Origin of the sequence: Marinomonas rhodophyticola (assembly GCF_026113935.1) — a bacterium.
GTDB lineage: Bacteria > Pseudomonadota > Gammaproteobacteria > Pseudomonadales > Marinomonadaceae > Marinomonas > Marinomonas rhodophyticola.
Window position 1 is genome coordinate 94,425 of the sequence record NZ_JAPEUL010000006.1, and the last position, 25,903, is coordinate 120,327.

A 25,903-nucleotide genomic window follows, 5' to 3' on the forward strand; every position below is an offset into this window, starting at 1 on the left:
AATAGTTACAAAGACAAGTCAGATTTAAGCAAAACACAGTGTAGCATGGCCTGCGCCATGTAGCGTTTTACCATTCTTTCGGAGACAGACAAACGCTGCGCAATGTCTGAATACGTTAAACCATGTATTTGAGATAAAATAAAAGCGTTGGCTACTTTTTTGGGCATTTTGGCAATCATCGCATCCAACTCACAAAGCAATTCTATCATAGACGCAGAATGCTCTGCGGAAGGATAAAATACTTCCTCATTGTGTGCGAGCGACTCTAACCAAGCCTGCTCTATTTGCTTGCGACGCCATTGATCAATATATAATCCCTTAGCGACTGTGCTTAAAAATGCTCTAACCTCACCAATATTGGCGAAATATTTTGGCTTTTTGAGTAATCGAACAAAGGTATCTTGGGCAATGTCTGCTGCCAATTCCTGACAGCCTAACCGTTTACGGATCCATCCTGTTAACCACGAACTGTGTTCCACATAAAGCTCACCAACATTTTGGGGAGCTTGGTGCTCAGGTGCCATTGATCCGTTGAACCTCTTTTAAATAAAAAACTAAGAGGTGAAAAATACACTTAATGAGAACGAATATCAATAAACAGTGCAAAAATTAAACACCAAACTGATGTTTTTAATAAAGAAAACACCAGTTTGGTGCATAAATTGTCAACGAACGACTATAGTGTTGTAAACGCACCACCTTTTTCTATCGCTTTTTGATACATTGGAACGGCTTCGACTTGCTTAATAAAACGAGCAATATTAGGAAATTTAGCCAAATCCATGCGCGTACTTGAAGCTTGCAAGGGAAAACTCATCTGAATATCAGCAGCCGTTAATGTGTTACCAACCAACCAAGTATGCTCACTTAAGGTTTTTTCAATAAAAAGCAGTTGCGGCTGAATCCGTGGCATAATAAATTTTTCTTGGATTTTATCCGTTAATGCTTTTGCGATTGGTTTTACAAAAAGGGCATTGGACTTTGCGGGACCTTCATCATCACCAACTTCATCACCAATAGAGGCATTAACGAACCTTCCGCAAAGTGTAGCCAATAACGATAATCTAACAAAGCCTGACCATCAGTTGGCCTTAGACGTTTCTCTACATCATATTTATCTAATAAATATTCTATTATGGCGCCCGATTCCGCTATCGTTAACCCATCATCGGTAATAACCGGTGACTTACCAAGAGGATGTACTTTTTTTAACGATTCTGGCGCTGACGCTGTGTCTGGGTCGCGCTTATATTCCACAATCTCGTACGCTAAACCAAGCTCTTCGAGCAACCATAAGATACGCTGAGACCTTGAGTTTTCTAAATGATGTACTGTAATCATATCGCCTCCTTTGCTATAAAAAGTAAATGTAACTTATTCAAAAACCACTTCAGACTCTCTTACTACGCAGAAAAATGCTAATTAGATGACCTCCTCATGATGGCAGTAGTGTTATAGAATGAACTCTACGGTAAAATCAAACATCGACCATACTGACGAAAGGACTGGCATGAGCCAAATAACATCACTAGAGCAACTAGAAACTCTCTACGATCAGCCTCATCCACTGGCTGTAAGTAAAGAAATCACCGAGCTTGAACAGCACGCCATTACCTTTATAAAAAATAGTCCTTTTATTCTTATTTCTACCACCGATAAAAATGGCTTCGCGGACATATCACCCCGCGGTGGAGAAGCAGGATTTGTGAAAGTATTGGATGCAAAAACGTTAGCTTTTGCAGACTCTGCAGGCAATAACCGTTTAGATAGTCTAAAAAACATATTGGCAAAACCAGAAATTGGTTTGTTGTTTATGATTCCCGGTATTGGCGAGGTTGTTCGTGTAAAAGGCATTGCCAGTTTACATCGAGATAAAGATCTTCTATCACTCTTTAGCGATCCTAAAACACCCAAACTCGTCGTTAAGGTCCATATAGAGACAACATTTTTCCACTGCCCCAAAGCCATTGCTATAGCAAAATTATGGAGCATGGAAAATCACGTAGATCGTGCGTTTCTTCCATCGTTGCTCCGCATCATTCAAGATCAAACTAACGAATAGCCGTATTAAACACTCTGTATAGATAACACTTTTTATCATTTTAAAAACGAAGTGTTATCTGCTGTGGCTGTGATGGCGGAACGTTTTGGACAATTGTTGCATTCAGCTTGAAGTAGTTCCACAAGCAGCCGTGTCGCAGGGCCAGTACGTTCGCCTTTACCAAAAATGGCATAAAGGTGAAAGTTACGCTCACTGCCAGAGACCAAATTCAATTTTTGTAGCCTACCACTTTCCAATTCGTCATGTATGTCAGCTTTAGGTAGCCAAGCGAACCCTATACCACTAACTACAATTTCTAATGCTGATTGCACACTAGATACAGTCCAACGTCGATCAGTACCCAACCAGCCTGCGTCCATAGACGTCTCCACAGCAGAGTCTCGAATCACCAACTGCAATTCTCGACTTAGTCGCTCGTTATCTATCAACCCCTCCTCCTGAAACAAAAGATGCTGTGGAGAAGCAACCGCAAGCAATTCAACCTCAACGATAGGATCCGCAAGATACCCTTTTGGCACGATCGCGCTTAATACAAGATCTGGCCGACCTTGCTTTAACGCTTCTAAACCACCACTCAACACTACTTCCTTAAGCTGAACTTGTGTTCCCTTACTTTGTGGCTCGAATAACTTTAATGCTCGTAATAAAGCCGGTGTTGGAAATGTCTGATCAACAACCAACTCTAATTCTGGCTCCCAACCTTGTCCCAAGGTATGTGCAAGCTCTTCTAAATCAATCGCTTCTTTTAAAAGGTGCCGTGAACGACGCAATAATACTTCACCGCGCTCAGTCAGCTTGGCTTTACGACCTTCTATAATCAATAAAGGATAACCTAACTGTTCTTGCAGTTTGGCAACCGTATAGCTCACAGAAGATTGGCTTTTATGTAGGGCCTCGGCGGCTTGGGCAAAACCGCCTTTATCAACAACAGATTGCAGCACACGCCATTGCTCTAGGGTGACTCTTGGGGCTTTCAAGATAATTCTCTTAGATTTAATTAGGTGGACAATAAATTTATCGCATTTTTCGATCTATATCTCCAAAAAATGTCACTTTTTAATCAAATAATTTGGTTATAAGATGCCGTCATTATCAATTAACACACCATATTGGTTTAACAACGGAGATTTTTATATGACTACATTACTACGTATCGACTCTAGTGCTTCTGGCGAAAACTCAAAATCTCGTCAATTGGCGAATGAATTTGTTACAAAATGGTTGGCAAAAAACCCTGACGGTAAAGTCGTTGCTCGCGATGTCACTGCGAACCCTCTACCACACTTTACTGGCGAGACGCTAGGTGCACTTTTTACGCCTGAAGAAAGCCGTTCTGCAGAGCAAAAAGCCATTGTCGCTATTGGTGATGAACTGATTGCCGAATTAGAAGCCGCAGATGTGGTTATCGTTTCTGCTCCTATGTATAACTTTGGCATTCCTTCTACTTTAAAGTCTTATTTTGACTATATTGCGCGCGCTGGCCGTACTTTTAAATACACAGAAACGGGACCAGTTGGCCTTGTAAACAAAGATGCCTACATCTTTAGTGCAAGCGGTAGCTTCTCAGCAGGTGAACCATTTGATCACCAAGTGCCACACATCCAAACATTTCTAGGCTTCATTGGCCTAAATGTAAAAGAAACTTTTATCGCTGGCGGTCAAGCAATGGGCGCACCTGGCGAAGAAGCTTTCAATGAAGCAAAAGCACAAATCGCAGTAGCAGTTTAAGATTCTTTGTTATCCCTTTTATATTAATGTTATACGCTACTCTAAAACCGATTAGAGCCCTCTAATCGGTTTTTTTGAAGATTTAGTCAAAGCCCATTGGCTTTTAGAGCAATACGCTTACGCTGTACATCAATCTCTAACACTGTCACATTAACGACCTGACCTACTCGAACAAAATCCCGTGGATCTTTCACAAAACGGTCTGCCAGCTGAGAAATATGAATCAACCCATCCTGATGCACACCCAAATCCACAAATGCACCAAAGGCTGCCACATTGGTCACAACGCCTTCTAGAACCATTCCTTGTTGAAGGTCTTCTAACGTTTGCACACTTTGATCAAATGACGCATAGCGAAATTCAGGCCGAGGATCTCGACCTGGTTTAGCAAGCTCATTAAGAATATCCGAATACGTAAAATTTCCCGCTTGGGACAAACTTGGCGCTAATTGTTTTAACTGCTGTAAAGCGCCGCTATTATTCAGCAAATCATGCGCTTTTAACTTTAATTGCGCCGCCATTTTTTGTACTAAAGGATAGGACTCAGGATGAACACCTGACTGATCCAATGCTTCCTTACCGTTTAGTATTCTTAAAAAACCCGCACACTGTTCAAAACATTTATCGCCAATACCTTTAATTTTTAATAACTCGGCACGGGATTCTATACGACCTTTTTGTTGACGATAATCGATAATATTCTGTGCCAAACGATGTGTTAAACCTGACACATAAGACAGTAAAGAGACAGAAGCGAGGTTAATATCGACGCCCACTCGGTTCACACAATCTTCCACAACATTAGCAAGTGATTTGGACAGTTGAGAAACTTTAACGTCGTGTTGATACTGACCAACGCCAATCGCTTGTGGATCAATTTTTACTAATTCAGCAAGCGGATCTTGAAAACGACGGGCAATAGAAATAGCACCTCGGATAGTGACGTCGAGGTCAGGAAATTCTTCTATTGCTATTGGTGAAGCAGAATACACAGACGCCCCCGCTTCACTAACGACAACAGCACGGCACTCTAAGTTAGAATCTTTTATCAGCGCCTTGATTAACGCTTCAGTCTCTCTTGAAGCCGTACCGTTCCCAATTGCCACCCAACCAATGCGATGCTGATGTATGAGCTTAGACAGAATGGCATTCGCTTCTTGTATGCGATTTTGAGGCCCATGAGGGTAAATAACGTCATGATCTAATAAAGAGCCTTGCTCATTAATAACCGCTAACTTAACACCATTGCGAAAGCCTGGATCCATACCTAACACTCGGTGAGCACCAGCTGGAGCGGCCATCAATAAATCCTGAAGATTATTAGCAAAAACCTGTATAGCCCCCTCCTCAGCACGCTCTTTCAATTGCGAAAGCACATCGGCTTCTAATTTCGGCAATAATTTATTCTCCCACGCCGTATTTAAATAGCGCCACTGCAAGGGAGTCATTCGTTGAGACTCAGGTGCTTTATCATCAAGTAACTGATTAAGGTGAGGAAAAATGAGTCTATTGGGATAACCCACTGTCTCTTTTAAAGACACACTGAGTTTAAGAATGGCTTCTTTTTGGCTCGAAAAAGAGCCAACAATCGATGAGGAGGCACTTTATTGATCGCTTCTTGATAATCAAAGTAATCTCTAAACTTTTCACCTTGCTCTTTTTTTCCACGTAAAACACGGCTGGTTAAAATGCCGTCTTTCAGTAGTTCTTCACGCCCCTTTTTCAGAACGTCACTGTCATTTGCAATGGCTTCATTCAATATTTCTGTCACGCCCTCTAATGCAGACTCAGCAGACATACTAATCGCATTCTGCTGACACCAAGCTGAAACCGCAGAAAGAGTGTCTGCCTGACGCCCCGTCCAAATCAGTGTAGCCAGAGGCAGAAGACCCTGCTCTTTCGCTTCATCTGCTTTCGTTTTACGTGTTTTCTTGTAAGGAGAGTAAAGATCTTCTAATTCATTTTTGGACGTTGCCTGACGCAGCTTATTAAGCACCGTAACAGGAACCGCTGAGTCCTGTGATAATATAGCAAGAATGCTCTCTTGACGTTTTTTAAATTCTACAAGATATTGCCATCTATCGTAAAAAGAACGTAAATCTATATCGCTCATACCGCCCGTACTTTCTTTTCGATACCGAGCGACGAAAGGGACCGTTGCCCCCTCTTCAAATAACTGAATAATATTGTCACTGTATTTTTTTAATATAGAAAACTCTGAACTTAAGTTATCTGATATAGAATTCATGTATTATCCTATTGTTTACACTTTTCTAACGATTCCAACGCATTATTTGATTAGCATGTTAGAGTATTTTTTATTAAAATCCACAACTCAAACTTGAAATAGTATAAGATCACACCACAATGTATTAGCAAGCCATTCAAGATTTTACAGGTTTACGTTAATATTGAGTTAGCATTACAAGGTAAAGTTCATTTTCACATCTGATTTAGGTCGATTATCAGACAGAAAATAAAGTTTCTCTGTCTTAAAATTATTAATTTAAACGCGCCACTGGATGTAAAAGACGGATCTCTTTTTCAGTGCAAGACCAACCAGTTATTAAGAGACAACCAGTTCTTAACAGATAAATAGGGGACACTAATGAGTTTATTACTAGAATTAGCAAGCAACAAAGCAAAAGCACGCGCGGCCGCCAAAGAACTAACCGTTGCACAGTTAGAAAACCTAATCGCCGGCTTCAACAATGCACTTGAAAAAGTCAAAGAAGAAGAAGCTGCGCGCGAAGCTGAGCAAGCAATGAAATCTGCTCGTGCAGAAGAAATTGCCACTTTAATCGCAAAAAGCGGCCTAACGATGGAAGAAATCGCTTTATTGACGGCACCAAAAGCAGGCGCGACAAAAGGCAAAACAGTTGAACCAAAATATCGCTTAACTGTCGATGGCGAAGTTCATGAATGGACTGGTCGTGGACGTACACCAAAAGTATTCCAAGAATATTTTGATGCTGGCAATAGTCGTGAGAGCGTTGAGATTAAATAATTTCAACACTTCACCAATAAAAAAGCGACTCAATTGAGTCGCTTTTTTATTATCTGTTGTCCTATCTGGACATGTAGCTTAATTACTTTTTAGTGTAAATCAAATCCCAAACACCGTGACCTAAGCGTTCACCGCGCTGTTCAAACTTAGTAAGCGGTCGCCATTCTGGACGTGGATGATATAAGCCCTTTCCGGCGGCATTTTCATACAAATCCTGCTCTTCCATAACTTCCATCATATGTTCAGCATATGGCTGCCAATCCGTTGCCATATGAAAATGCCCACCATTTTTCAATACATTGGCCACTTGTTCTGCAAATAAAGGCTGAACAATACGACGCTTGTTGTGCTTCTTTTTATGCCAAGGGTCTGGAAAAAACAATTGGAAAGCACTGGCTACGTTCTGTGGCAAGCAGTTCGCCATCACTTCTATAGCATCATCACAATATACACGTAAATTGGTAATGCCCTGCTCTTTTGCTAACATCATCAGTTTTGCCACCCCAGGTGGATGTACTTCAATGCCAATAAAATCTTTTTCTGGGGCGTTTTTTGCCATTTCAGCAAGAGAAGATCCCATGCCAAAACCGACTTCAATAATAACATCGGATTCACGACCAAATACTGTCGCATAATCAATTCGACCATCAGCAAGATTCAAACCGTATACGGCCCAATTTGCTTCATAATTCTTTTGTTGACCTTCCGTCATTCGACCACCGCGTACAACAAAACTGCGGATAGTGCGTTTGTGAAACGGTTCTTGAGCCTCTGTATCGTGTTCTTGCATGGTTTCGTATCGCTTAATTCTACTATGTGACAAGCCAAAATAGGCCATCATCTCAGCCTAAATCGATCATTAATTCGGCACGCATACTACCGGAAAAACCATGCGATGTCCTGCTTTGTTATTCCTTTTCAAAAGCGTTTGCCACATAGATAACCTACTGACCTCTACCTAGACACCATAAGCGATATACCAAAAAACACCACGCCAACATATAACATAGACCACCCAAAGGTGTGATTGCACCTAAAAATCGGTAGCCCGTTAATGCCATCACGTACAAACTGCCTGCAAATAAAATATTACCGATAAAAAATAGACATAAAATATATTTTCTAGAAGACAAAGACAAAAGCACAGTAGAAACAATCAAACCAGACAATGCATGATACATAAGATATTGACTGCCAGTTTGCCACCAACCCAGCGCCTTCACGTCTAGCATACTCTGAAGAGCATGTGCGCCGAACGCCCCTGCCGCAACCGCAATAGCCGCTTGCGCAGCAAATAATGCCGCCCAAATTGAGCGTTCCCTTTGATTAGATAACAAAAGTGGGTCAGAAGATTGAGACATGCATTATTCCAAAACGTTTAAATAACCATTACTTCCGATGGCGTAATAACGATTACTCGGAGCAAAAGACAAGGCCAATACACTCGCCCCTGCAGGACGACCTTTAGGTAAATAAATACGCCATTCTTTCTGTATTGCACCAGTACTGACTTGAATAAGAGAAACTTGACTATTCACACCACCGACAAGAATAAACCGATTATCTTTTGAAAATACGGCTTGGCTAAGCGTCACTTTACGATACTTTAAAGCGCCAGTGTCAATACTCGTCAACTCTTTGCCATCACGCGTGGACCAAATTTTTGCGTTACCAAGCTGGGCTGCACCAAAGGCATATTTCCCGTCACTTGATAATGCAACACTGGAAATATCATTACTTAATGTCCACTGATGTATTTTTTCACCAGTTTGCAAATTCCATAAAATAACATTCGATAAATCATCACCGGTTATTCCAATGGTACCATCCGACATTACGTCCACGGCCCGAACCGTTGCCCCCGTTCTTAAGGTCTGCTTTATACCGCCATTTTTAATGTCAAAAAAACGAGCGGTTTGATCATTCAGACCAATGAGAGCATTGCTGCCATTTTGGGTCAATTTTAACGACTGAATATCACCAGGCGTCGCCCAAAAACCTTCAGACATACCCGTTGTTGTATTCCAAAGAACTAATGTGCGAGCGCCACCTGTTGCCGCATAAAGACCACTAGGATCAATATCAACACCTATAATTGATGAATATTCACCCGCTGCATGGTTCCAATTAAAACGCCGTTCATTAACAGCATTTAACCAATAGCTACCACCATGCTGTACTGAACCAATTAGCGCAGAAGAACCATCATCACTCAATCCAGCAGAATAAAGCCCCTGCTCAGCGTACTTTGCTGTGCGAACAGGCGCTTCAGAAGAGCAAGACAGCAAGGCAACAGAGCTGAATGCAATTAAACCAAGCTCAAGCGCTTTTTTCGCTATGCGCTTCATGTAATTCCTTAATTAACTGATCTTCATATTGGAATCGTTCAGCTATCACAAGAATCAGTGCTTTTAATGAAAACGGCAATGCTTCAAGCTGAGAATTACAATGCTCCTTGGTATCGTATTTATCGTTAAACTCAATCGCGACTTCAGTTGAAGCATCGATTTTGGGTAACAACTTACGTAACAACACCAAAGCGCTATCATCGTGAAACTCTTTGGCCTCTAACGCTAGCTGTTCATAAACAGTGAAATGTCCTACAGACACATAATCTACGAGCATTTCGCAAAGAGATTGAATCTTAGGTGTGTCTGTCGGAGTGAACTCACCACGATCACGTAAATAAATACACAACTCGATAAGCTGACGACGCTGCTCAAGCCAACGGTCGATAATATCGTGAACACCGCCCCATCGCTCTTGGGCTGTTTTACAACCTTCTAACATATACAGACTCCATCACGCGTTTATTATAATTCACCTTTGTTTCAAGCATATTCCGATCTGTAAGCCCCTGCAAGACAATCACCTGTGGGGTTTTGTAACGGTTTACTAGAAAGATGTTTTTTTACCCGCTCGCAACGCAATAACAATATTCACCGTCGCCATCCCAATAAAGGCAAGCAACGTCCAACCCGGGATACTAATGCCAAATAGGGTCCAATGAACCTCGCCACATTCCCCTGTTCCCATTACCATTGCCTGCATAATTTCTTGCCATGGAAACACTTCGAACATATAGCTCAACCCTGGTAAACACGCAGGCAGTTGATCGGTTGGCAGGCTTTGCAAATACAAGTGTCGAATCGCTAAAGCCGCCCCGATCAAAGACAACAACGTCACAATCCAAGCACAGGTTTTGCGAACCTTGACACTCTGTGTCAATGCCGACAACAAAGACATAACACCGACGCAGAAAAAGGCAATTCTTTGCAACATACAAAGAGGGCAAGGTTCTAATCCCATTTGATATTCCATATAAAAAGCCACTGCCAAAAGCGCAAAGGCAACAAAAGCCACAAAACCATGAAAGCGACGAGCGGATAACAAGGCAACCATAGATAACAACCTCTAAGTAAACGAAATAAAATAAACCCAGCTAAAAGTAAACTTGCGAACAATAGAAAAATCAGAAAGTACAAAATTACTACTGACAGCAAGCTTTAATGGCAGTTAGTATACTGCCAATTGGAACGAATACGAGAACCGAACATGTCATTGATGATATCCATGCTTAACAAACACGGTCTACTTACTTTTCTTTTACTTTGCGGACTGACGAGTATGTCCAGTTATGCAGAAAGTGAAGCGCCATCACCATCAGCCTACGTGGAGTTAAAACCAGACTTTGTCGTTAACCATTTAGGTGATGATTCTCGACTAAAATACATCAAAACCAGCATTAGCATTCGAACTGATGTTAACTCAAAAGAGTTAATAGAAAACAATATGCCGTTGATCAGAGATGCACTCGTCATGTTCCTCAGCTCCCGGACAACTGAACAAGTCGTAGGAGCCATAGCTCGAGAAAAAACACGTGAAGAAGCGGCCATTGCGGTCAACGATGCTTTACAAAAAGAAACTAACTTAGCACCCGTTAAAGACATTTTATTTGCCAGCTTTGTCACCCAATAAAAAGCACTGCGTATAATAAACAATAACGTTTACCTACAAAAATGCCCCTTGTTAATCCCATTAACAAGGGGCATTTTTGTTAAAGCTTACGACGATGGTTGAGAAAAATCCAACCCGATATCACCGATTAAAGCTCTTTAATATCATCAGGATCAACATAGCCTGACAATTTATCCGTTGCCTCATTGTTAAAGAACTTGTCCATCTGCTCCATCACGTATTTACGAGACTCTGGTTGCATCAAGTTTAACTGCTTCTCATTAATCATCATGGTTTGTAACTGCTGCCATTCTTGCCAAGCCTGCTTGGAGACATTTTGTAGGATCTCTTGGCCTTTTGCCCCCGGCAATGGAGCACGATCTAAGGCTTCCATTTCTTTCTGAAATTTTTTACAAAAAACCGTGTTCGCCATAAAGCCCTCTCGTTATCATAAAGTTATAGTCTAAATAGTGGCGCCAATACGGCAAAATTCAAGGCGATCATTACTCAACGTCATTAGAATCAATAACTGCGTATTAACCCAATTAAAACAAACACAATAATCAGCACAAAAATCGAAGGCCGTTTGTATTTTAACCAAATAAATCCTAGGGCAACACAAACAATATCCCACACACTAACAAGGCTTGACGTTCCAGTAGGATGGTATAGAGCTGCGATTAATATACCGACTACGGCAGCGTTTAGACTCGCCACAATACCACGGCATCGCGTATTGCTTGATAAATGGTGCCAGATGTTTTGCGCACCGAGCATCAAGAGCAAACCTGATAAAAATACACCTAATGTTGCGATACCCGCCCACAACCAAACATTGGCTCCTTGCGGTGCCGCAGACGCACCAAGAAAGCTTGCCATGGTAAACATAGGACCAGGAACCGCTTGTGCCGCGGCATATCCAATCAGCAAATTCGCCTCAGAGACACGATCGGAAACAAATACCGATAACATAGGTAAAACCACATGACCACCACCGAATACCAGAGCACCAGCTCGATAAAAATCAGCAAACACACCACCTAACCCACTGTCAAAAGCGAAGCTGATTACAAACAGGCCGATCGATAAAAACAACAAAAACCAAGCACAACGCACCTTAGGTAATGGATCATGAGAATTTGAAGACGAAAAAGACAGGAAAAGGCCAATACAAGCAGCAATAGCTAACACCACAAGACTACTAAAACTAAATGGCATCCATATCAGCGCCGCAGCACTCAAAAGAGCCACACACGCCATGTCCTTACGCTGACAGAAGGATCGCCACATACTCACACAGGCATCAGCCACCACCACAACGGCCAATAATTTTAATGCATGGACAGCCGACTCAAAAATTCGTTTCCCTGCCAGTGGTAACCAAATTGAGCCAGAAGCACCATAACAACAAAAGACGGCAACGTAAAAGCCACAAAGGCCGCTATCGCGCCAAGTAAACCCGCGCGATGATAGCCCAAAGCAAAGCCAACCTGACTCGATCCTGGCCCTGGGACTATCTGACTCAGCGCGACCCATTGGGCATATTGAGCCTCACTTGCCCATTGCTTACGCTTAATGAAGGTCTGATTGAAATAACCAAGGTGCGCAGCAGGCCCACCAAAACTGGTAAAACCTAACCATAAAAACGAGACAAATACCTCGCTAACACGCTTGATGTATGAGCATTTTTTGTCTGTCATTATGCAAAAATCCAAATCAGTTAATCTGTTCCAAAATGCTTCTGACTGGTGCTGGCAATCCTTGGGCCAAAGCATCTTGTAGACTAAACCATTGATATTTATTCTCTTCCATCACCAACGTCATGGCGGACAGCTGAATTTGGCTTGGTGCAATATCCAAATGATAATGACTAAAAGTATGTCTAAAAGGTGACAATGGCATGACAGTGTGCACTTGCGTCGCAAAACGCTGTTCAACATGCAAAACAATCGACTCTTCCGACGCCAATTCAGGCAAGCTCCACAACCCTCCCCAGATACCTGTTGATGGACGCTTTTCCAACAACAGTTGTCCTTGTGGATTATTCAATACCAGTAGTTGAACACTCCTCTCAGGTTTGACGGCTTTTTTGGGGTTACGAATCGGAAATTGCGTTGGATCTTGGCTAAGACGCCCTTGGCAGTCACGCTCCAAGGGGCAAAGCAAACACTGAGGTTTAGATCGCGTACAGAGCGTTGCACCTAAATCCATCATGGCTTGCGTGTAATCACCACAACGCGTATTAGGCATATAGTGTTCAGCCAAATCCCACATGGCATTTTCGGTTTTTTTATCACCAGGCCACGTGGGTATGGCATGAAAACGCGCCAACACACGCTTGACATTGCCATCCAGAATCGCGGCTTGAACACCACGAGAAATAGAAAGAATCGCCGCTGCGGTTGAACGCCCAATCCCTGGCAACTCGCAAACACCTTCCACCGTTTGCGGAAATTCACTGTCAAATTCGTCCACCAGCATTTTAGCGGCTTTGTGCATATTACGCGCTCGGGCGTAATAGCCTAAACCACTCCAATGAGCGAGTACGTCGTCTTGCTCAGCATCAGCCAAAGCCTCCACCGTTGGAAACGACGTCATGAATTTCTGGTAATAAGGAATCACTGTCGTCACCTGCGTTTGCTGCAGCATGATCTCAGAAATCCATACACGATATGGGGTTTTATTCTCTTGCCAGGGCAAGCTTTTACGCCCGTGTTCATCAAACCACGCTAAAACACGGGGCGCAAAATTCTCAACTGCTTGCATCTACTTCTCACGTTCACGACATGTTCAACAGAAACTAAAACAAACTCTTTAGCTTCTCTTTTAATTTTTCTTTTGCTCTTTCTTCCTCTGCTTGACGTTTTTCGTCAAACTCGGCTTTTAATCGCGCTTTTTCTTCTTCAACTTTGCTTTTTAAACGCGCTTTTTCGGCTTCGGCTTTTTCTTGCAAACGGGCTTTTTCCTCAGCCGCTTTTTCGGCCAATTCCGCTTTTGCCAAATCCGCAAAAAGCTGACCAAAGCCTTTTATATCCGGACGACATAAACCTGCCGGATCATCGCTAAACTGCCCCTTACACACGATTGGAAACGCTAATTGAGTGACCTTTTCATTGACTTGGCAAGCTTGATCTAAGGTACTACCCGCAATAGCAACGTTCGCTTGATAATCCAATGAAGAGTTAGGCAATGATACAACACCATTACCAGTCACTTGCACACCGGCAGAACTGATTTTTAAGCCTGGCGTCGACACCTGTCCATTCATAATACGCGCCGGAAAACGCATGGTTTCAAATGGTGTATCGGGACCAAACTTTTGCTCATCAATTTTATCCTTACGGATAGTGGCAATGCCCTCACAAACCGTCTTTGTTAAGTTTGTGCCCACTAAGGCGCCATTTTTAATGTCGATTAGTAAATCCCCTTGTAGAGACGACATTAAACTGTCTATACGATTGCCCTTGGCGCTTAGTTCACCAGTCAGATAGGTCGCACCCGCTATTTTATCCATGTCCATGAAATCAACCAATAATGGCTGAATCTGCACACCGTCGATAGAAGGAACAATATTAATAGATGGCACACGTCCTCGCACATCTACATTCATCGTTGATGAGACATTTCCCTTATATAGGGAAGCGTGCAATGGTGACACCTTTATCAAACCATTAGCTTGCGTGGAATCCAGTTCGATCTTGTCTATTTTAAGGTTTTTAACCGTTATGTTTTCAAACACTAAGCCAACATGACCGTTCAAACTACGCAACAACTCAACGGGAATGAGGTCATTGTCGTCTTTCGGACTAACACCCGCAGCTACTTCTGGTGGCTTTTCTTGCCCCGGATCATCAGCTTGCTCGGCTGGCACAGGAAGATAACGGTCTAAATTTAAATTGGCGCCAGCAACACTCACATCCCAACGTAAAGGAGACAAAGCCACCACAGCATTGGCCTCTATTTTGGTATCGTCTAACATAATAGAAATCGGTTGAGCCGTGATAGAATCTAAACTGCCTTCAAATATAATATCGGCACGCGCTTTAGTCAGCGCGGAATCATCGGACATATCTGGCAACGGTAAGTTTAAGCGCGTCATGAGATAACGAGGATTAAACTCGCCGATTGATAGTACGGCAGAAAACTGAGGATCACTCAATACTTGGTAGGCTTGAACCTTAGCGTCAACATTTACCCCTAAGACACTTAATGCCACGCCCTCTGCCAACACATTCTCTTGCGGCAAATCAATATCCAAATTCACAGCGCTCAGCTTCGCACTCATTGGACTCGCCGGTAAGTTGTCACCCTCTACCTCAGCCGTCAAAACTAAAGAATCCAGTATTAGAGATTCACGCTCAGGGAACACAGTAAGGTTGGCGTTTAAGGTTGCCTTTGCTTTAATAGGCGACTGACCTTGCAAGTCACTTTGTGTCACTGCAATGTCCATGACCATAGGCCACGCTTTATCCCACTGCACGTCGTTTAGCTGAACATTCAAAACGGCATTGATAAGCTGTTTCGTTTGTTCATCGCGGTACAACACCTGTGCATTTTCAATGCGTAACTCATCCAATTGCACATCGGGAATCTTGAAAGGTGTGCTACTGCCATCCGTTTGTGTAACAGCATTTGTCGATGCCTGCGTCGCTGAGCGGCTTGATGAATCACTATTCGCCGCACCGACAGCGGCCGACTCTAATTGCCAGTTGCCTTGACCATTGGCATCCTTATTTAAACTGGCCTTTAGATTGACTAAGTTAACTTTATTCACCTGAATTTTTCGCTCAAGCAAAGGCAAAATTGCCACACCGAATTCAGCACGATCAAATTGCACTATCTCTGGATCATCCCCCAAAGCAACGCCGATATTCTCTAACTCAAGCCCAAGCCAAGGGAAAAAGACCAACTTATATCACCATCCAGACGCAAACTAACATTGGCTTTCTCTAAGGCAACACTTTTAAGTTCGTCTTTAAAATCATTCGGATTGACGAACAACATAACGTACGCCAGTAAAAGAGCAATAATGGCTAACAAGCCCACCACTAATAATGAAAGTCGCTTTATCCAAACCATGACAGACTCCTTTAAGATGTATAACCACAAATGCATTTGATCTAATTAGCCGCTTACCTTAATTCATACTCAGCAGCGGATTAATTCGCCTATCATAGCATTCGAAGTTGATGTTTATCGACGCAATAGCGACAACTCATCAAAAAACACTCAGACAAAGCATAGAAGCTAAGGAGTCCCACGTTCTATAATGGGCACCTTATGTCATGCTCTTATTACACAAAAAGTGGCGACTCTTCGTCACAATCACGGTGGAGAAACCAATCAATGTCCGATCGCATTGCCAGTGTCGAGCGTAATACGCTTGAAACTCAGATTAAGGTGTCGATTAACTTAGACGGTACCGGTAAATTCAGCTGCGTCACAGGCGTTCCTTTCCTTGACCACATGCTTGAACAAGTAGCCCGTCATGGATTGATTGACTTAGACATTCATGCCGTAGGTGACCTTCACATTGACGCTCATCACACAGTGGAAGACTTAGGTATCACGTTGGGCCAAGCTTTTGACATCGCGGTAGGCGATAAAAAAGGCATCAAACGTTACGGTCATGCTTACGTTCCATTAGACGAAGCACTCTCACGGGTGGTGATCGATTTTTCAGGTCGCCAGGGACTAGAAATGCACGTGCCTTTCACACGCGCCTCTGTTGGCGGCTTTGATGTAGACTTGTTTTCTGAGTTCTTCCACGGTTTCATCAACCATGCCAAAGTAACGTTACACCTAGACAATCTTCGTGGTAAAAACACCCACCACCAAGCCGAAACCATTTTTAAAGCCTTCGGCCGTGCGTTGCGCATGGCGTTAGAAGTGGATGAGCGTATGGCAGGGCAAATGCCATCTACCAAAGGTTGTTTGTAGGACATTGTCAGCATGAACGATATGAAAAAATCCACTGTTGCAGTCATTGATTATGGCATGGGTAATCTACATTCGGTTGCCAAAGCCCTCGAGCACGTTGCGGATGAAAATACCTCGGTAATTGTCACCAGTGATCCTGCAGTCATTGATGCGGCAGATCGTGTGTTATTACCAGGTGTTGGTGCCATTCGTGATTGCATCGGCGAAATGCACAACGCAGGCTTAGTGCCAAGCATCCGCAAAGCCATGGCAGAAAAACCCTTTCTCGCTATTTGCGTCGGCATCCAATCATTGATGTCACACAGCGAAGAAAACGGCGGTGTCGATTGCTTAAACCATTTTAAAGGCAACGCACTGTTCTTTGGTGAGAACCACAAAGACCATGATGGTAGCAAATTAAAGGTGCCGCACATGGGTTGGAATCAGGTCAAACAAACCACGAATCATCCTCTGTGGGCAGGCATTCCAGACAATGCACGTTTTTATTTCGTACACAGCTTTTACGTTGTACCAGAGAACAAAAACGAAGTAGCCGGTACATGCGATTACGGTTTAACGTTCTGTGTCGCCCTTGCCCGTGACAATGTGTTCGCGGTCCAGTTTCATCCGGAAAAAAGCCATAAAGACGGTCTTCAACTTTATAAAAACTTCCTACATTGGAATGGCAAACCTTAGTAGTAAGTCAGCCTGTTTATTTAGATAGAAGAATATTAGATTTTAGGAGCACCATTTTATGGGCTTAGCAAAACGTATTATTCCTTGCCTTGATGTGGACAATGGCCGCGTTGTAAAAGGCGTTCAGTTCGTCGATATTCGTGATGCGGGTGACCCTGTTGAAGTGGCGAAACGCTATAATGAGCAAGGTGCTGATGAGATTACCTTTCTCGACATCACCGCCAGTTCAGACGATAGGGAAACCACAGTTCACATGGTGGAAGCTATTGCCAGTCAAGTGTTTATCCCTCTGACTGTAGGCGGCGGCATTCGTACCTGTGAAGACATTCGCCGTATGTTAAATGCTGGCGCCGACAAAGTAGGTATTAATACCGCCGCGGTGTTTAACCCAGAGTTTGTCCGCGAAGCGGCGCAGCGTTTTGGTTCCCAGTGTATCGTGGTCGCCATTGATGCCAAAAAAGTCAGTGCCGAAGGCGAACCTGACAAATGGGAAATTTTTACCCATGGCGGTAGAAAACCAACTGGCCTAGATGCGGTTGAATGGGCTAAAAAAATGGTGGAATACGGTGCGGGTGAAATTCTGTTGACTAGCATGGATCGTGACGGCACGAAAAATGGTTTTGACCTTGGCATCACCCGAGCAATAAGCGAAGCAGTCCATGTACCAGTCATCGCTTCTGGCGGTGTTGGCAATTTGGACCACCTAGTCGACGGTGTAATCGAAGGCAAAGCCGATGCCGTATTAGCAGCCAGTATTTTCCACTTTGGCGAATACAGCATTCAGCAAGCCAAGCAACGTATGACAGACGCTGGCATAGAAATGCGTTTGTAATAACTAAGCAAACCTAGAAGCACGACCGATTGCAACGGTCGTGCTTCTTCCAATAAACGAACGCACTCTTTAAAAGTGCTCACCGTTTTCGTAATAATCTTTCCTTTGTAGATCATGAAAGAGCACAGTGATATCTTGCCCACTGTCCACCAATGGTCTGACTAATTCTTCAATAATGAGTGCCACTTTGCGCTTCACCTCGTCACCTCGGTCAAACCAAAACACATCAAAAAACGGATACGCAGGAGAAGCTCCGCCAACCGCTAAAAAAGTCGTCGCTTGATACTCAAGAGTAAAGTGTGAATTAGGCGTGTCCGTAATTTCTGCTAAGTTCTCGACTAAAATATCGGCAATGGATTCTAATTCATCAAACGCCAAGCCACGTACACGTAAATGAGGCATAACCATCCTTACTTCTAAGAAAATAATTTACTAGAAAGGGAAGCGAGTAATTACTCGCTATCCACATAGTCAAAAGAGCGAGTTTCTATGACAGCACCATCTTTCACGACATCCACACTCCACTTGCCATCAAAGCCAGGCATTAAGCGCTTACTTGACCATACTCTCCACCGATCGCCACCAATATCAAACGCGACATCAGCCTGCTCTTCATCATCCAGCTTCCAGCGATGAATCACTTGACTACCTTGCATATCACGCAAATCCGTGAAGAAATACACTCGCTGTATCTCACCATATTCTACTTTTACCACGGGACCAATATCATCAATTGGTTCGCGATCTACCACATCGGTCGAAAATTGCGCACGCGCAACCGTACCTTCCGCCCACACTGGCAATATCGTTGCAAACGATAAAATACCAGCTAAAACCACGCGAGTTAGCGTTTGCCACATATTGAAATCCTATAGTCTTGTTATTTAAATCACTTTTGAGCCATCTATTCTATGAAAACCCAGTGATAAAGTTAGCTCAAAAATACGTAAAAGAAACGAGAGTTTTGTGTCATTTTGCCACACTCTCGTTGCTTTTTTTAAATGACAGCCCATTGATGTCGAAGAGCGGCTTATTTTCCTTGGCGATCGGCCAACGGTGTCGAGAAGGTATATTCCATATCCCAAGGAAAGCGAATCCAAGTATCTTGGCTAACTTCGGTAATAAAAGTATCCACTAATGGCTTACCGGCAGGCTTGGCATAAATGGTCGCGAAATGGGCTTTAGGCAGCATTTCACGCACCTTCGCAGCCGTTCGCCCCGTATCAACAAGATCGTCGACCAGAATAAAACCTTCGCCGTCACCTTCTACACCTTTCAATACATTTAGCTCACCTTGTTTCATGGCAGCATCACCCTTTTCATCGGCACCATAGCTGACAATACAAATGGTATCGATTAAACGAATGTCCATTTCACGGCACAAGATAGCCGCTGGCACCAAACCACCACGGGTAATCGCAATAATACCCTTCCAAGGACCTTGCTCTAGCAACCGCCAAGATAACGCACGAGCATTTCTATGTAATTCTTCCCAAGACACTGGAAAATCTTTTGAATAAGGGGTCATCTTCAAAGCTCCTACGCTTTTATCGTTCGTTCTATCTACTAGTTTTATCTGCTATATAAGGTGACGCACAAGTCACCAAACACGCAGACATTAGGTGGAATAGGCCAGATTAGGATTTTAGCGGTAGAGGCAGCCCTGCCGCAACAAAAGTTACCCGATCGGTCAGTTTAGCCAGTGCTTGGTTCATGGCACCTGCCTCATCGCCAAAACGCCTAGCTAGAGCATTCATCGGCATAATCCCCAAACCCACTTCACTGGAAACCAACACTAAATCGCCCTCAAAGCGTTCAACCGCTTGTAACAGTGCACACTTTTCGCTTTCTAATCGAGCGTCGTCTTCCAAACATAATAAATTCGTCAACCACAAGGTAAAACATTCGACAATGACCGCCTGTTCAGGCGCATTAAGAGAATCCAATACACTGGCAAGCGCCAACGGCTCTTCTATTAACTGCCACTCTTTGGGACGATTGTCTTTATGTTGGCGAACTGGCTCGCCATCTCATCATCCCATACCTGCGACGTCGCCACATAACACACAGGCTTTGCGCAAGCCGCTATCTGCTCTTGCGCAAACGCACTTTTACCGCTTCTCACCCCACCGAGAACAAGATGTTTCATGCAAGTTCCCCCCTTGAATAGCTCTGCGTCTGGTCTCCTGCGGTTTTTAATAGGCGTATCAAGGCACGATTTAACGCGTCCATTTCATCCAACGCAGGCAATGCCACACGAATCCAACCGTCCCCTAAACGCGTATGAACGCCCACCTGATGCAACATGGTAAAAACGTGCTCTGCATATGACTGACTATCAAGAAACCAAGTCGTAAATAAGGCATTCCGTACACTGTCTTGTGAGTCAAAGATGGTATTCAATTTTGGCATAACTCGCTCAACAAACGCCGCTTGTCGTACGGCCAAGTTCTGCAACGCGTAAGATTGCCAAGCAGTATCCGCCAACGCCAAGCTCACCAAATGCAAACTGGGTGTCGCTACAGGCCAAGGTCCCAGCAAATTGTTCAATGCGACTTGCCATTTTGACGCGCAAAAAACAAACCCCACTCTTGCACCCGCCAAACCAAAAAACTTCCCAACAGAACGCATAACAAACAGAGATTCACTCAAATCGGATTCTTGGAGCTTCAATACACTCCATTCAGGCGTCGCATCAATAAAAGCTTCGTCCACCACCAAACTGGCGCCTTGTTGCTCTGCATGAGCGATCAACTGAGACAAGATGCTGGCTGACGCAAGCTCACCCGTCGGATTGTTCGGCTGAATCACCACAGCCACCGCCCAATGCTGCGTCAGTAATTGCTCTAACGCGTCGTAATAAACAATGTCGTAGCCCCATTTCTGCCAAGCAAAAGCATGCTCTTGATAACCAATACGCGGCACAAACACCGTTTGACTGGTTAAACATCCGGACTCCCGCAATAACGGAGGCAAAGATTCAATAATGTGCTGAGATCCAGCCCCTATGGCATTAGGACGACGAGCAAAGTAGCGCTCTGCTTGCTCTAATAACTCAGTTTGATCTGGCAAAGCCATCCATAAAGCCGTAGACACCTCAGGAACCGGCCAAGGTTCTCGGTTACAGGCAGAAGACAAATCCAACCAGTTTAACGCGTCGTTGCCCACTTTACGTTGCCAATAAGCCAAATCACCACCATGTTTGGGGGCGGCAAGCTCAAGATTCACCGGCTTTTTATTCAGATCAAAAGGCATATCACCAATCCCCATAAATACACACTTTTATCCACTAACCAAATGGCTTCTTTTAAATGTTTAGGCCTAGGCATTTCACCCTCTCCTAAAATCGGCCTCGTCTCTATTTTGCCAAAATACGGTGCCTCACCACCCAATTGAACCCCTATCGCACCAGCACCAGCGGCCATAACAGGACCCGCATTGGGGCTTTTCCAACGAGCCGAAGGACGACGAGCACTGCGAATAGCTGCCCGCCAATGGCCACAAGCGGCGTAAGTGTAAACCACTAATCGCGCGGGCAGATAATTCAGCACATCGTCAAATCGTGCGGCAAACCAGCCAAAATGCAACAAAGACTCGGTTTTATAGCCCCACATAGCGTCTAGCGTATTGGCCAAACGATATAACAAAGCTCCTGGTGCTCCCAAGAGTACAAACCAAAAAATCGGCGCAAAAACCGCATCACTGCCATTTTCCAATACCGACTCAATACCGGCCTTCGCGACGGCAGACTCATCCAAATTTTGAGTATCCCGACTGACGATATAACTGACAGCAAGACGTGCTTCATTGAGCTTTTCAGCCGCCTCTTCAGTCGTCATTTCAGACGATAGCGACACAGCCGACAAGGGCTGGTAAATCGCCAACGCGTGCTCCCGCAAACTCTGCCAACCAATCGCAAAATACAATATAAGAATAGACAGAATCACATCCAGCAGATTAGGCAGTAGCCAAAACAATACCGATAAGATCAATAACCAAGGCAATACGGCGATCAGCCAAGCCAGCACACCCACCATACGTTGACGAGCCGAGGAGGCATCTAAAGGCAGCTGAGTATGCTTGCGACACAAATCCACCCAACGGCCAAACCAGATCAGCGGATGCCAACTTTTCGGTTCACCTAGCCAGCGATCTAACACCAATGCCGCCAACACCATAAAGCTGTTCGCCGCTAAAAAGTCAAAAATTGAAGTCATCATGAATATAGGTCGTTTTTCACATAATGGGACAATGAGGTAGAATTCTATCACCTTATTGATTTAAAGCGTGATGACTCTGAATGCCAGCCTTTAGTTTAATGGTCCAAGGGACCACATCCGATGCCGGAAAAAGCACCCTAGTAACGGCTTTATGCCGCTTATTTGCCCGTCGAGGCATTCAAGTCGCCCCCTTTAAACCGCAAAACATGGCATTGAACAGCGCCGTGACCCAAGATGGCAATGAAATAGGTCGTGCCCAAGCCGTACAGGCTTATGCCGCGGGAGCTCGAACCCCACGTCGACATGAACCCCATCTTGCTAAAACCCAATACCGATGTCGGTGCTCAAGTCATCATCCAAGGCAAAGCGGTGGGCAACATGGATGCCGTTGGCTACCACGAATACAAAAGCATCGCTAAAGTGGCTGCGCTGGATTCTTATTACCGTCTTGCCGATCAATATCAGGCGGTGCTTATTGAAGGAGCCGGCAGTCCTGCTGAGATCAACCTACGTGCTCGTGACATTGCCAACATGGGCTTTGCTGAAAGCATCGATTGTCCGGTTATTATTATTGCCGACATCGACAAAGGCGGCGTCTTTGCGCATCTGGTTGGCACCTTGGAACTGCTCAGCCCTAGCGAACAAGATCGCGTTATTGGCTTTGTCATCAATCGCTTCCGAGGCGATATCAGTTTATTGCAGTCTGGATTAGATTGGCTTGAACAACGTACAGGCAAGCCCGTCCTTGGTGTATTGCCTTATTTAAAAGGCTTCCATCTAGAATCCGAAGACGCGGTCGCCCACAGCCCCGTCAAAACGGACGCCAATACCAAACTGAACGTGGTTATTCCCGTCATGCCTCGCACCAGTAATCACACAGACTGGGATGCGCTGCGCCTCCATCCTAATGTGCAAGTCACCCTTGTCAAAGCAAACCAAGCCATACCGCCAGCCGACCTTGTCATCTTGCCAGGCAGCAAAAGTGTACAGAGTGATTTAGCGTTTTTACGTCAGGAAGGTTGGGAAAAGTATTTAAATACACACCTAAGATATGGCGGTAAAGTCATGGGCATTTGCGGGGGCTTTCAGATGCTAGGGGAAAGCTTACTCGACCCCTATGGCTTAGAAAACCAACACGCCAACACCCAAGCCAAAGGCTTTGGTTATATCCCCATGACCACGGTGTTAGAAAAAGAAAAACAACTCAAGCAACGCCAAGGCTATCTGCAAATCGAGACACAACAAGCCCAATTCACGGGCTACGAAATCCACTCCGGCGTATCAAGCTTTTCAACTAACACAAGCATCCGCCACTTTGCTAACTTAGAGAATGGAGAAAATAGCGAAAATGACGAAAAAGAAGGCTACATATCAGAAGATGGTAAGATTATAGGCACCTATTTACACGGTATATTCGACCATCCAGACGCCCTACAAGCTCTACTTCACTGGGCTGGCGTCGACCAAGCCGCCGCATTCGACTACGACCAATACCGCGATGCCGAAATCAACCGCCTCGCCGACAGCGCCGAACAACACATCAACATCGACGCGCTTATCGAACAGTGCAAAGCGTTTCAAAAAGCCACATGAGGGCTATTTAGGAAATTAAAGCAGTTGGTCTTTTGTCGTTAAAACGATACAGTCTAAATAAGAAACAATATTTTTAAATATCCAAAAATCTAGGTCTTGATTAAGTCCTCATACAAGGAAACAGGGAATGGAAGAAAAAGCACAACAGCCAGTACAGGAAGACTTTACTCTTACCCCCTTACTCCTGAGTTTAACGAAGATAATCATGGCTCATATATCAAACGAATCAATTCTGCTTTAAAAGAGGCAAAAATTAGAAATATTGCGTTATCTGGTACCTATGGCGTCGGTAAAAGCAGTATTCTTCAAAAAGTAGCTGAAGAGCATAAAGATGACGTTGTTGGGATTTCTTTATCCACATTAGCACCAGCAGACTCTCACGAAGTTGACGAAAGCATCCCTAAGCAAGCATCTACAACCACAAACAGAATCCAACAAGAAATCGTTAAGCAGTTGCTTTACCGTATCGAGTCACACAACGCGCCGCGCTCTCGCTTTAACCGGATCGAAAGCTTCAACTGCAAACGTGAACATAGTATCGCAGCGCTTTCAGGTATTGTTTTTACACTCCTCTTTCTTCTAATGGAATGGACTGAGAAAATTATTTCAATTCATGAAAGCATTGCTGCATTAGGAGCTTGGATACATGTAATTGTATTCTTTTTATTAGCATCCTGTACTTTCATGGCACGCTACCTTTTTCAAGGTCGAGTCAATATTAGCCAGCTATCGACAGGCAATGCTGCCATTTCATTGGATGAAAAATCGGTATCGTATTTCGACCAATACTTAGATGAGATCGTTTATTTTTTTGAAGTATCAAAGAAAAATATCGTTATTTTTGAAGATATCGATAGATTTGAAGATTCATATATATTTGAGACTCTTCGCTCCCTAAACACACTTCTCAATAACGCCCCACAATTCGAAAGCAAGCCCATTCGTTTCATCTATGCCATCAAAGACAGCATATTCGACCCAAGCGCACAGAACTCACTAAACAAAAAAACAGAAGAAGTAACCATTACCCCTGAAGAAGCTGAAATTCAACGAGCCAACAGAACCAAGTTCTTTGACCTTATTATTCCAGTGGTTCCTTTTATTACTCACAGAAGCGCAAGAGACCTCGTTATACAAGTTTTAGGTAAAACGGATCAGGAAAAAATAGGTGATGAGTTGATCAATCTGGCCGCTCGCTATGTTCCAGATATGCGTTTACTAAAAAATATATACAATGAATTCATTATTTTTCGTGAAAAAATATTCACAGATAACGACAAAAAACTCAATTTAAATGAAAGCGAACTCTTTGCCATGATGCTTTATAAAAGTACTCATCTATCTGATTTCGAATTAATTCGATTAGGAAAAAGTAAGCTAGATGAAATTTATTATTTAAGCAGGGAGTTCGTTAACGAAAATACAAATGAAATTAACAAGGAAATCAGAACAAGCATCCTAAACCTCACTAAGTTAAGTAAACATGGTATAGAAAAACGCTGTGTAGATTTTGGCAAACGACTCATTGCTCATATTGAACGTACCTCTAGAGCAGTTAATTGTCACATTGACAATGGTGTTTTTTCATTTGCCAGCAAACAATATGGATTAATAGAACTCAAAGGCATAGAGTTTTGGAACGAGTTCATATCAAATCCAGACGAACAAAAACTATCATGGAGTCAAAGGTAGCATAGCAATAAACTTACATTCCAACGATCAGATTTAGAAGACGTTTTAGAGGATAGCTTTAACCCTGATAATTGGCAGGAAGTAGACAGTAAGAAACTGAAAACTGATATTAGTCAGAAAAAAACTAAACTAGAGTTTCTTCGAAGCGCAACGATTAAAGACCTAATAAACGAGTCAAAGCTAACGCTTGATTACAA

General features: G+C 43.6%; 28 protein-coding genes and 3 pseudogenes. 9 read left to right on the forward strand and 22 right to left on the reverse strand.

The window, feature by feature from the left end:
• Nucleotides 1-5 precede the first annotated feature (5 nt).
• The 3 genes from ONZ52_RS06335 to ONZ52_RS25310 form a co-directional block, all read right to left on the reverse strand.
• Nucleotides 6-524: a sigma-70 family RNA polymerase sigma factor gene (locus tag ONZ52_RS06335; RefSeq protein WP_265217848.1), complete on the reverse strand. Its 519-nt coding sequence runs from the start codon at nucleotides 522-524 to the stop codon at nucleotides 6-8.
• 152 nt (nucleotides 525-676) lie between these two features.
• The gene (locus ONZ52_RS25305; protein ID WP_428981163.1) at nucleotides 677-913 is read right to left on the reverse strand and encodes a glutathione binding-like protein; all 237 of its coding nucleotides are present in this window, start codon (nucleotides 911-913) and stop codon (nucleotides 677-679) included.
• A 47-nt stretch (nucleotides 914-960) separates the two neighbouring features.
• Nucleotides 961-1,341, reverse strand: a complete 381-nt coding sequence (locus tag ONZ52_RS25310; RefSeq protein ID WP_428981164.1) for a glutathione S-transferase N-terminal domain-containing protein — start codon at nucleotides 1,339-1,341, stop codon at nucleotides 961-963.
• Nucleotides 1,342-1,510: 169 nt separating this feature from the next.
• Here ONZ52_RS25310 and ONZ52_RS06345 point away from each other — a divergent pair, with 169 nt between their 5' ends.
• Nucleotides 1,511-2,062: an MSMEG_1061 family FMN-dependent PPOX-type flavoprotein gene (locus ONZ52_RS06345; protein ID WP_265217849.1), complete on the forward strand. Its 552-nt coding sequence runs from the start codon at nucleotides 1,511-1,513 to the stop codon at nucleotides 2,060-2,062.
• A gap of 35 nt (nucleotides 2,063-2,097) precedes the next feature.
• On the opposite strand, the gene ONZ52_RS06350 is transcribed toward ONZ52_RS06345, so the two are convergent.
• The gene (locus ONZ52_RS06350; RefSeq protein WP_265217850.1) at nucleotides 2,098-3,039 is read right to left on the reverse strand and encodes a LysR family transcriptional regulator; all 942 of its coding nucleotides are present in this window, start codon (nucleotides 3,037-3,039) and stop codon (nucleotides 2,098-2,100) included.
• A 157-nt stretch (nucleotides 3,040-3,196) separates the two neighbouring features.
• Between ONZ52_RS06350 and ONZ52_RS06355 the strand changes: the two genes are divergently transcribed.
• Complete coding sequence (locus ONZ52_RS06355; RefSeq protein WP_265217851.1) at nucleotides 3,197-3,790, forward strand: FMN-dependent NADH-azoreductase; 594 nt, start codon at nucleotides 3,197-3,199, stop codon at nucleotides 3,788-3,790.
• Between the two features lie 86 nt (nucleotides 3,791-3,876).
• Here the strand turns inward: ONZ52_RS06355 and ONZ52_RS06360 are convergent, their stop codons facing one another.
• Together ONZ52_RS06360 and ONZ52_RS06365 are read right to left on the reverse strand one after the other, a co-directional pair.
• Entirely contained in the window at nucleotides 3,877-5,331 is a 1,455-nt protein-coding gene (locus tag ONZ52_RS06360; RefSeq protein ID WP_265217852.1) for a helix-hairpin-helix domain-containing protein, read from the reverse strand.
• Entirely contained in the window at nucleotides 5,322-6,038 is a 717-nt protein-coding gene (locus ONZ52_RS06365; protein WP_265217853.1) for a Tex-like N-terminal domain-containing protein, read from the reverse strand. The genes ONZ52_RS06360 and ONZ52_RS06365 overlap by 10 nt, the downstream gene beginning before the upstream one ends.
• Nucleotides 6,039-6,398: 360 nt before the next feature.
• Here ONZ52_RS06365 and ONZ52_RS06370 point away from each other — a divergent pair, with 360 nt between their 5' ends.
• A complete protein-coding gene (locus tag ONZ52_RS06370) occupies nucleotides 6,399-6,797 on the forward strand; it encodes an H-NS histone family protein (RefSeq protein ID WP_265217854.1) in 399 nt (132 codons plus the stop codon).
• A gap of 82 nt (nucleotides 6,798-6,879) precedes the next feature.
• On the opposite strand, the gene trmB is transcribed toward ONZ52_RS06370, so the two are convergent.
• The 5 genes from trmB to ONZ52_RS06395 all read right to left on the reverse strand — a co-directional run bounded on the left by trmB (nucleotide 6,880) and on the right by ONZ52_RS06395 (nucleotide 10,199).
• A complete protein-coding gene (trmB, locus tag ONZ52_RS06375; protein WP_265217855.1) occupies nucleotides 6,880-7,587 on the reverse strand; it encodes a tRNA (guanosine(46)-N7)-methyltransferase TrmB in 708 nt (235 codons plus the stop codon).
• A gap of 154 nt (nucleotides 7,588-7,741) precedes the next feature.
• A complete protein-coding gene (locus tag ONZ52_RS06380; protein WP_265217856.1) occupies nucleotides 7,742-8,158 on the reverse strand; it encodes a DUF423 domain-containing protein in 417 nt (138 codons plus the stop codon).
• A gap of 3 nt (nucleotides 8,159-8,161) precedes the next feature.
• Nucleotides 8,162-9,145: a WD40 repeat domain-containing protein gene (locus ONZ52_RS06385; protein ID WP_265217857.1), complete on the reverse strand. Its 984-nt coding sequence runs from the start codon at nucleotides 9,143-9,145 to the stop codon at nucleotides 8,162-8,164.
• Nucleotides 9,117-9,587 (reverse strand): sigma D regulator, encoded by a 471-nt coding sequence (rsd, locus tag ONZ52_RS06390; protein WP_111608103.1) that lies wholly within the window; start codon nucleotides 9,585-9,587, stop codon nucleotides 9,117-9,119. Before rsd ends, ONZ52_RS06385 begins: the two co-directional genes overlap by 29 nt.
• Before the next feature lie 105 nt (nucleotides 9,588-9,692).
• The gene (locus tag ONZ52_RS06395) at nucleotides 9,693-10,199 is read right to left on the reverse strand and encodes a disulfide bond formation protein B (protein WP_265217858.1); all 507 of its coding nucleotides are present in this window, start codon (nucleotides 10,197-10,199) and stop codon (nucleotides 9,693-9,695) included.
• 153 nt (nucleotides 10,200-10,352) lie between these two features.
• Here ONZ52_RS06395 and ONZ52_RS06400 point away from each other — a divergent pair, with 153 nt between their 5' ends.
• Nucleotides 10,353-10,775 (forward strand): flagellar basal body-associated FliL family protein, encoded by a 423-nt coding sequence (locus tag ONZ52_RS06400; RefSeq protein ID WP_265217859.1) that lies wholly within the window; start codon nucleotides 10,353-10,355, stop codon nucleotides 10,773-10,775.
• 127 nt (nucleotides 10,776-10,902) lie between these two features.
• Here ONZ52_RS06400 and ONZ52_RS06405 read toward each other — a convergent pair whose 3' ends face one another.
• The 5 genes and pseudogenes from ONZ52_RS06405 to ONZ52_RS06425 all read right to left on the reverse strand — a co-directional run bounded on the left by ONZ52_RS06405 (nucleotide 10,903) and on the right by ONZ52_RS06425 (nucleotide 15,869).
• Entirely contained in the window at nucleotides 10,903-11,187 is a 285-nt protein-coding gene (locus ONZ52_RS06405) for an oxidative damage protection protein (RefSeq protein ID WP_265217860.1), read from the reverse strand.
• A gap of 89 nt (nucleotides 11,188-11,276) precedes the next feature.
• Entirely contained in the window at nucleotides 11,277-12,005 is a 729-nt protein-coding gene (locus ONZ52_RS06410) for a chromate transporter (protein WP_265217861.1), read from the reverse strand.
• 80 nt (nucleotides 12,006-12,085) lie between these two features.
• Complete coding sequence (locus tag ONZ52_RS06415; RefSeq protein ID WP_265217862.1) at nucleotides 12,086-12,454, reverse strand: chromate transporter; 369 nt, start codon at nucleotides 12,452-12,454, stop codon at nucleotides 12,086-12,088.
• A 16-nt stretch (nucleotides 12,455-12,470) separates the two neighbouring features.
• On the reverse strand, nucleotides 12,471-13,520 hold the full coding sequence (gene mutY, locus ONZ52_RS06420) for an A/G-specific adenine glycosylase (RefSeq protein ID WP_265217863.1): 1,050 nt from the start codon (nucleotides 13,518-13,520) through the stop codon (nucleotides 12,471-12,473).
• Between the two features lie 34 nt (nucleotides 13,521-13,554).
• A pseudogene (locus ONZ52_RS06425) lies at nucleotides 13,555-15,869 on the reverse strand (AsmA family protein).
• A 231-nt stretch (nucleotides 15,870-16,100) separates the two neighbouring features.
• Between ONZ52_RS06425 and hisB the strand changes: the two are divergent.
• From hisB to hisF, 3 genes are read left to right on the forward strand one after another with little or no spacing between them, the layout of a single operon-like run.
• A complete protein-coding gene (gene hisB / locus ONZ52_RS06435; protein ID WP_265217866.1) occupies nucleotides 16,101-16,694 on the forward strand; it encodes an imidazoleglycerol-phosphate dehydratase HisB in 594 nt (197 codons plus the stop codon).
• Nucleotides 16,695-16,706: 12 nt separating this feature from the next.
• A complete protein-coding gene (gene hisH, locus ONZ52_RS06440; RefSeq protein WP_265217867.1) occupies nucleotides 16,707-17,369 on the forward strand; it encodes an imidazole glycerol phosphate synthase subunit HisH in 663 nt (220 codons plus the stop codon).
• Between the two features lie 58 nt (nucleotides 17,370-17,427).
• The gene (gene hisF, locus ONZ52_RS06445; RefSeq protein ID WP_265217868.1) at nucleotides 17,428-18,201 is read left to right on the forward strand and encodes an imidazole glycerol phosphate synthase subunit HisF; all 774 of its coding nucleotides are present in this window, start codon (nucleotides 17,428-17,430) and stop codon (nucleotides 18,199-18,201) included.
• A 69-nt stretch (nucleotides 18,202-18,270) separates the two neighbouring features.
• Here the strand turns inward: hisF and ONZ52_RS06450 are convergent, their stop codons facing one another.
• From ONZ52_RS06450 to cbiB, 6 genes and pseudogenes are all read right to left on the reverse strand, one after another.
• Nucleotides 18,271-18,603 carry a DUF1904 domain-containing protein gene (locus ONZ52_RS06450; protein ID WP_265217869.1) on the reverse strand — a complete coding sequence of 111 codons (333 nt, stop codon included), beginning with the start codon at nucleotides 18,601-18,603 and terminating at the stop codon, nucleotides 18,271-18,273.
• Between the two features lie 50 nt (nucleotides 18,604-18,653).
• On the reverse strand, nucleotides 18,654-19,061 hold the full coding sequence (locus tag ONZ52_RS06455; protein ID WP_265217870.1) for a DUF2914 domain-containing protein: 408 nt from the start codon (nucleotides 19,059-19,061) through the stop codon (nucleotides 18,654-18,656).
• Between the two features lie 170 nt (nucleotides 19,062-19,231).
• Nucleotides 19,232-19,729 (reverse strand): xanthine phosphoribosyltransferase, encoded by a 498-nt coding sequence (gpt, locus tag ONZ52_RS06460; protein WP_111608092.1) that lies wholly within the window; start codon nucleotides 19,727-19,729, stop codon nucleotides 19,232-19,234.
• Nucleotides 19,730-19,838: 109 nt separating this feature from the next.
• Nucleotides 19,839-20,350, reverse strand: a pseudogene (gene cobU / locus ONZ52_RS25315) (bifunctional adenosylcobinamide kinase/adenosylcobinamide-phosphate guanylyltransferase).
• Entirely contained in the window at nucleotides 20,347-21,471 is a 1,125-nt protein-coding gene (locus tag ONZ52_RS06475) for an aminotransferase class I/II-fold pyridoxal phosphate-dependent enzyme (RefSeq protein ID WP_265217873.1), read from the reverse strand. Before ONZ52_RS06475 ends, cobU begins: the two are co-directional and overlap by 4 nt.
• Nucleotides 21,441-22,421 (reverse strand): adenosylcobinamide-phosphate synthase CbiB, encoded by a 981-nt coding sequence (gene cbiB / locus ONZ52_RS06480; RefSeq protein WP_265217874.1) that lies wholly within the window; start codon nucleotides 22,419-22,421, stop codon nucleotides 21,441-21,443. The genes ONZ52_RS06475 and cbiB overlap by 31 nt, the downstream gene beginning before the upstream one ends.
• 80 nt (nucleotides 22,422-22,501) lie before the next feature.
• On the opposite strand from cbiB, the pseudogene ONZ52_RS06485 reads away from it, so the two are divergent.
• Both ONZ52_RS06485 and ONZ52_RS06490 read left to right on the forward strand, forming a co-directional pair.
• A pseudogene (locus ONZ52_RS06485) lies at nucleotides 22,502-24,014 on the forward strand (cobyric acid synthase).
• 96 nt (nucleotides 24,015-24,110) lie between these two features.
• Nucleotides 24,111-25,706, forward strand: coding sequence for a YobI family P-loop NTPase (locus tag ONZ52_RS06490; RefSeq protein WP_265217875.1), 1,596 nt, complete (start codon nucleotides 24,111-24,113; stop codon nucleotides 25,704-25,706).
• Nucleotides 25,707-25,903: the final 197 nt, after the last annotated feature.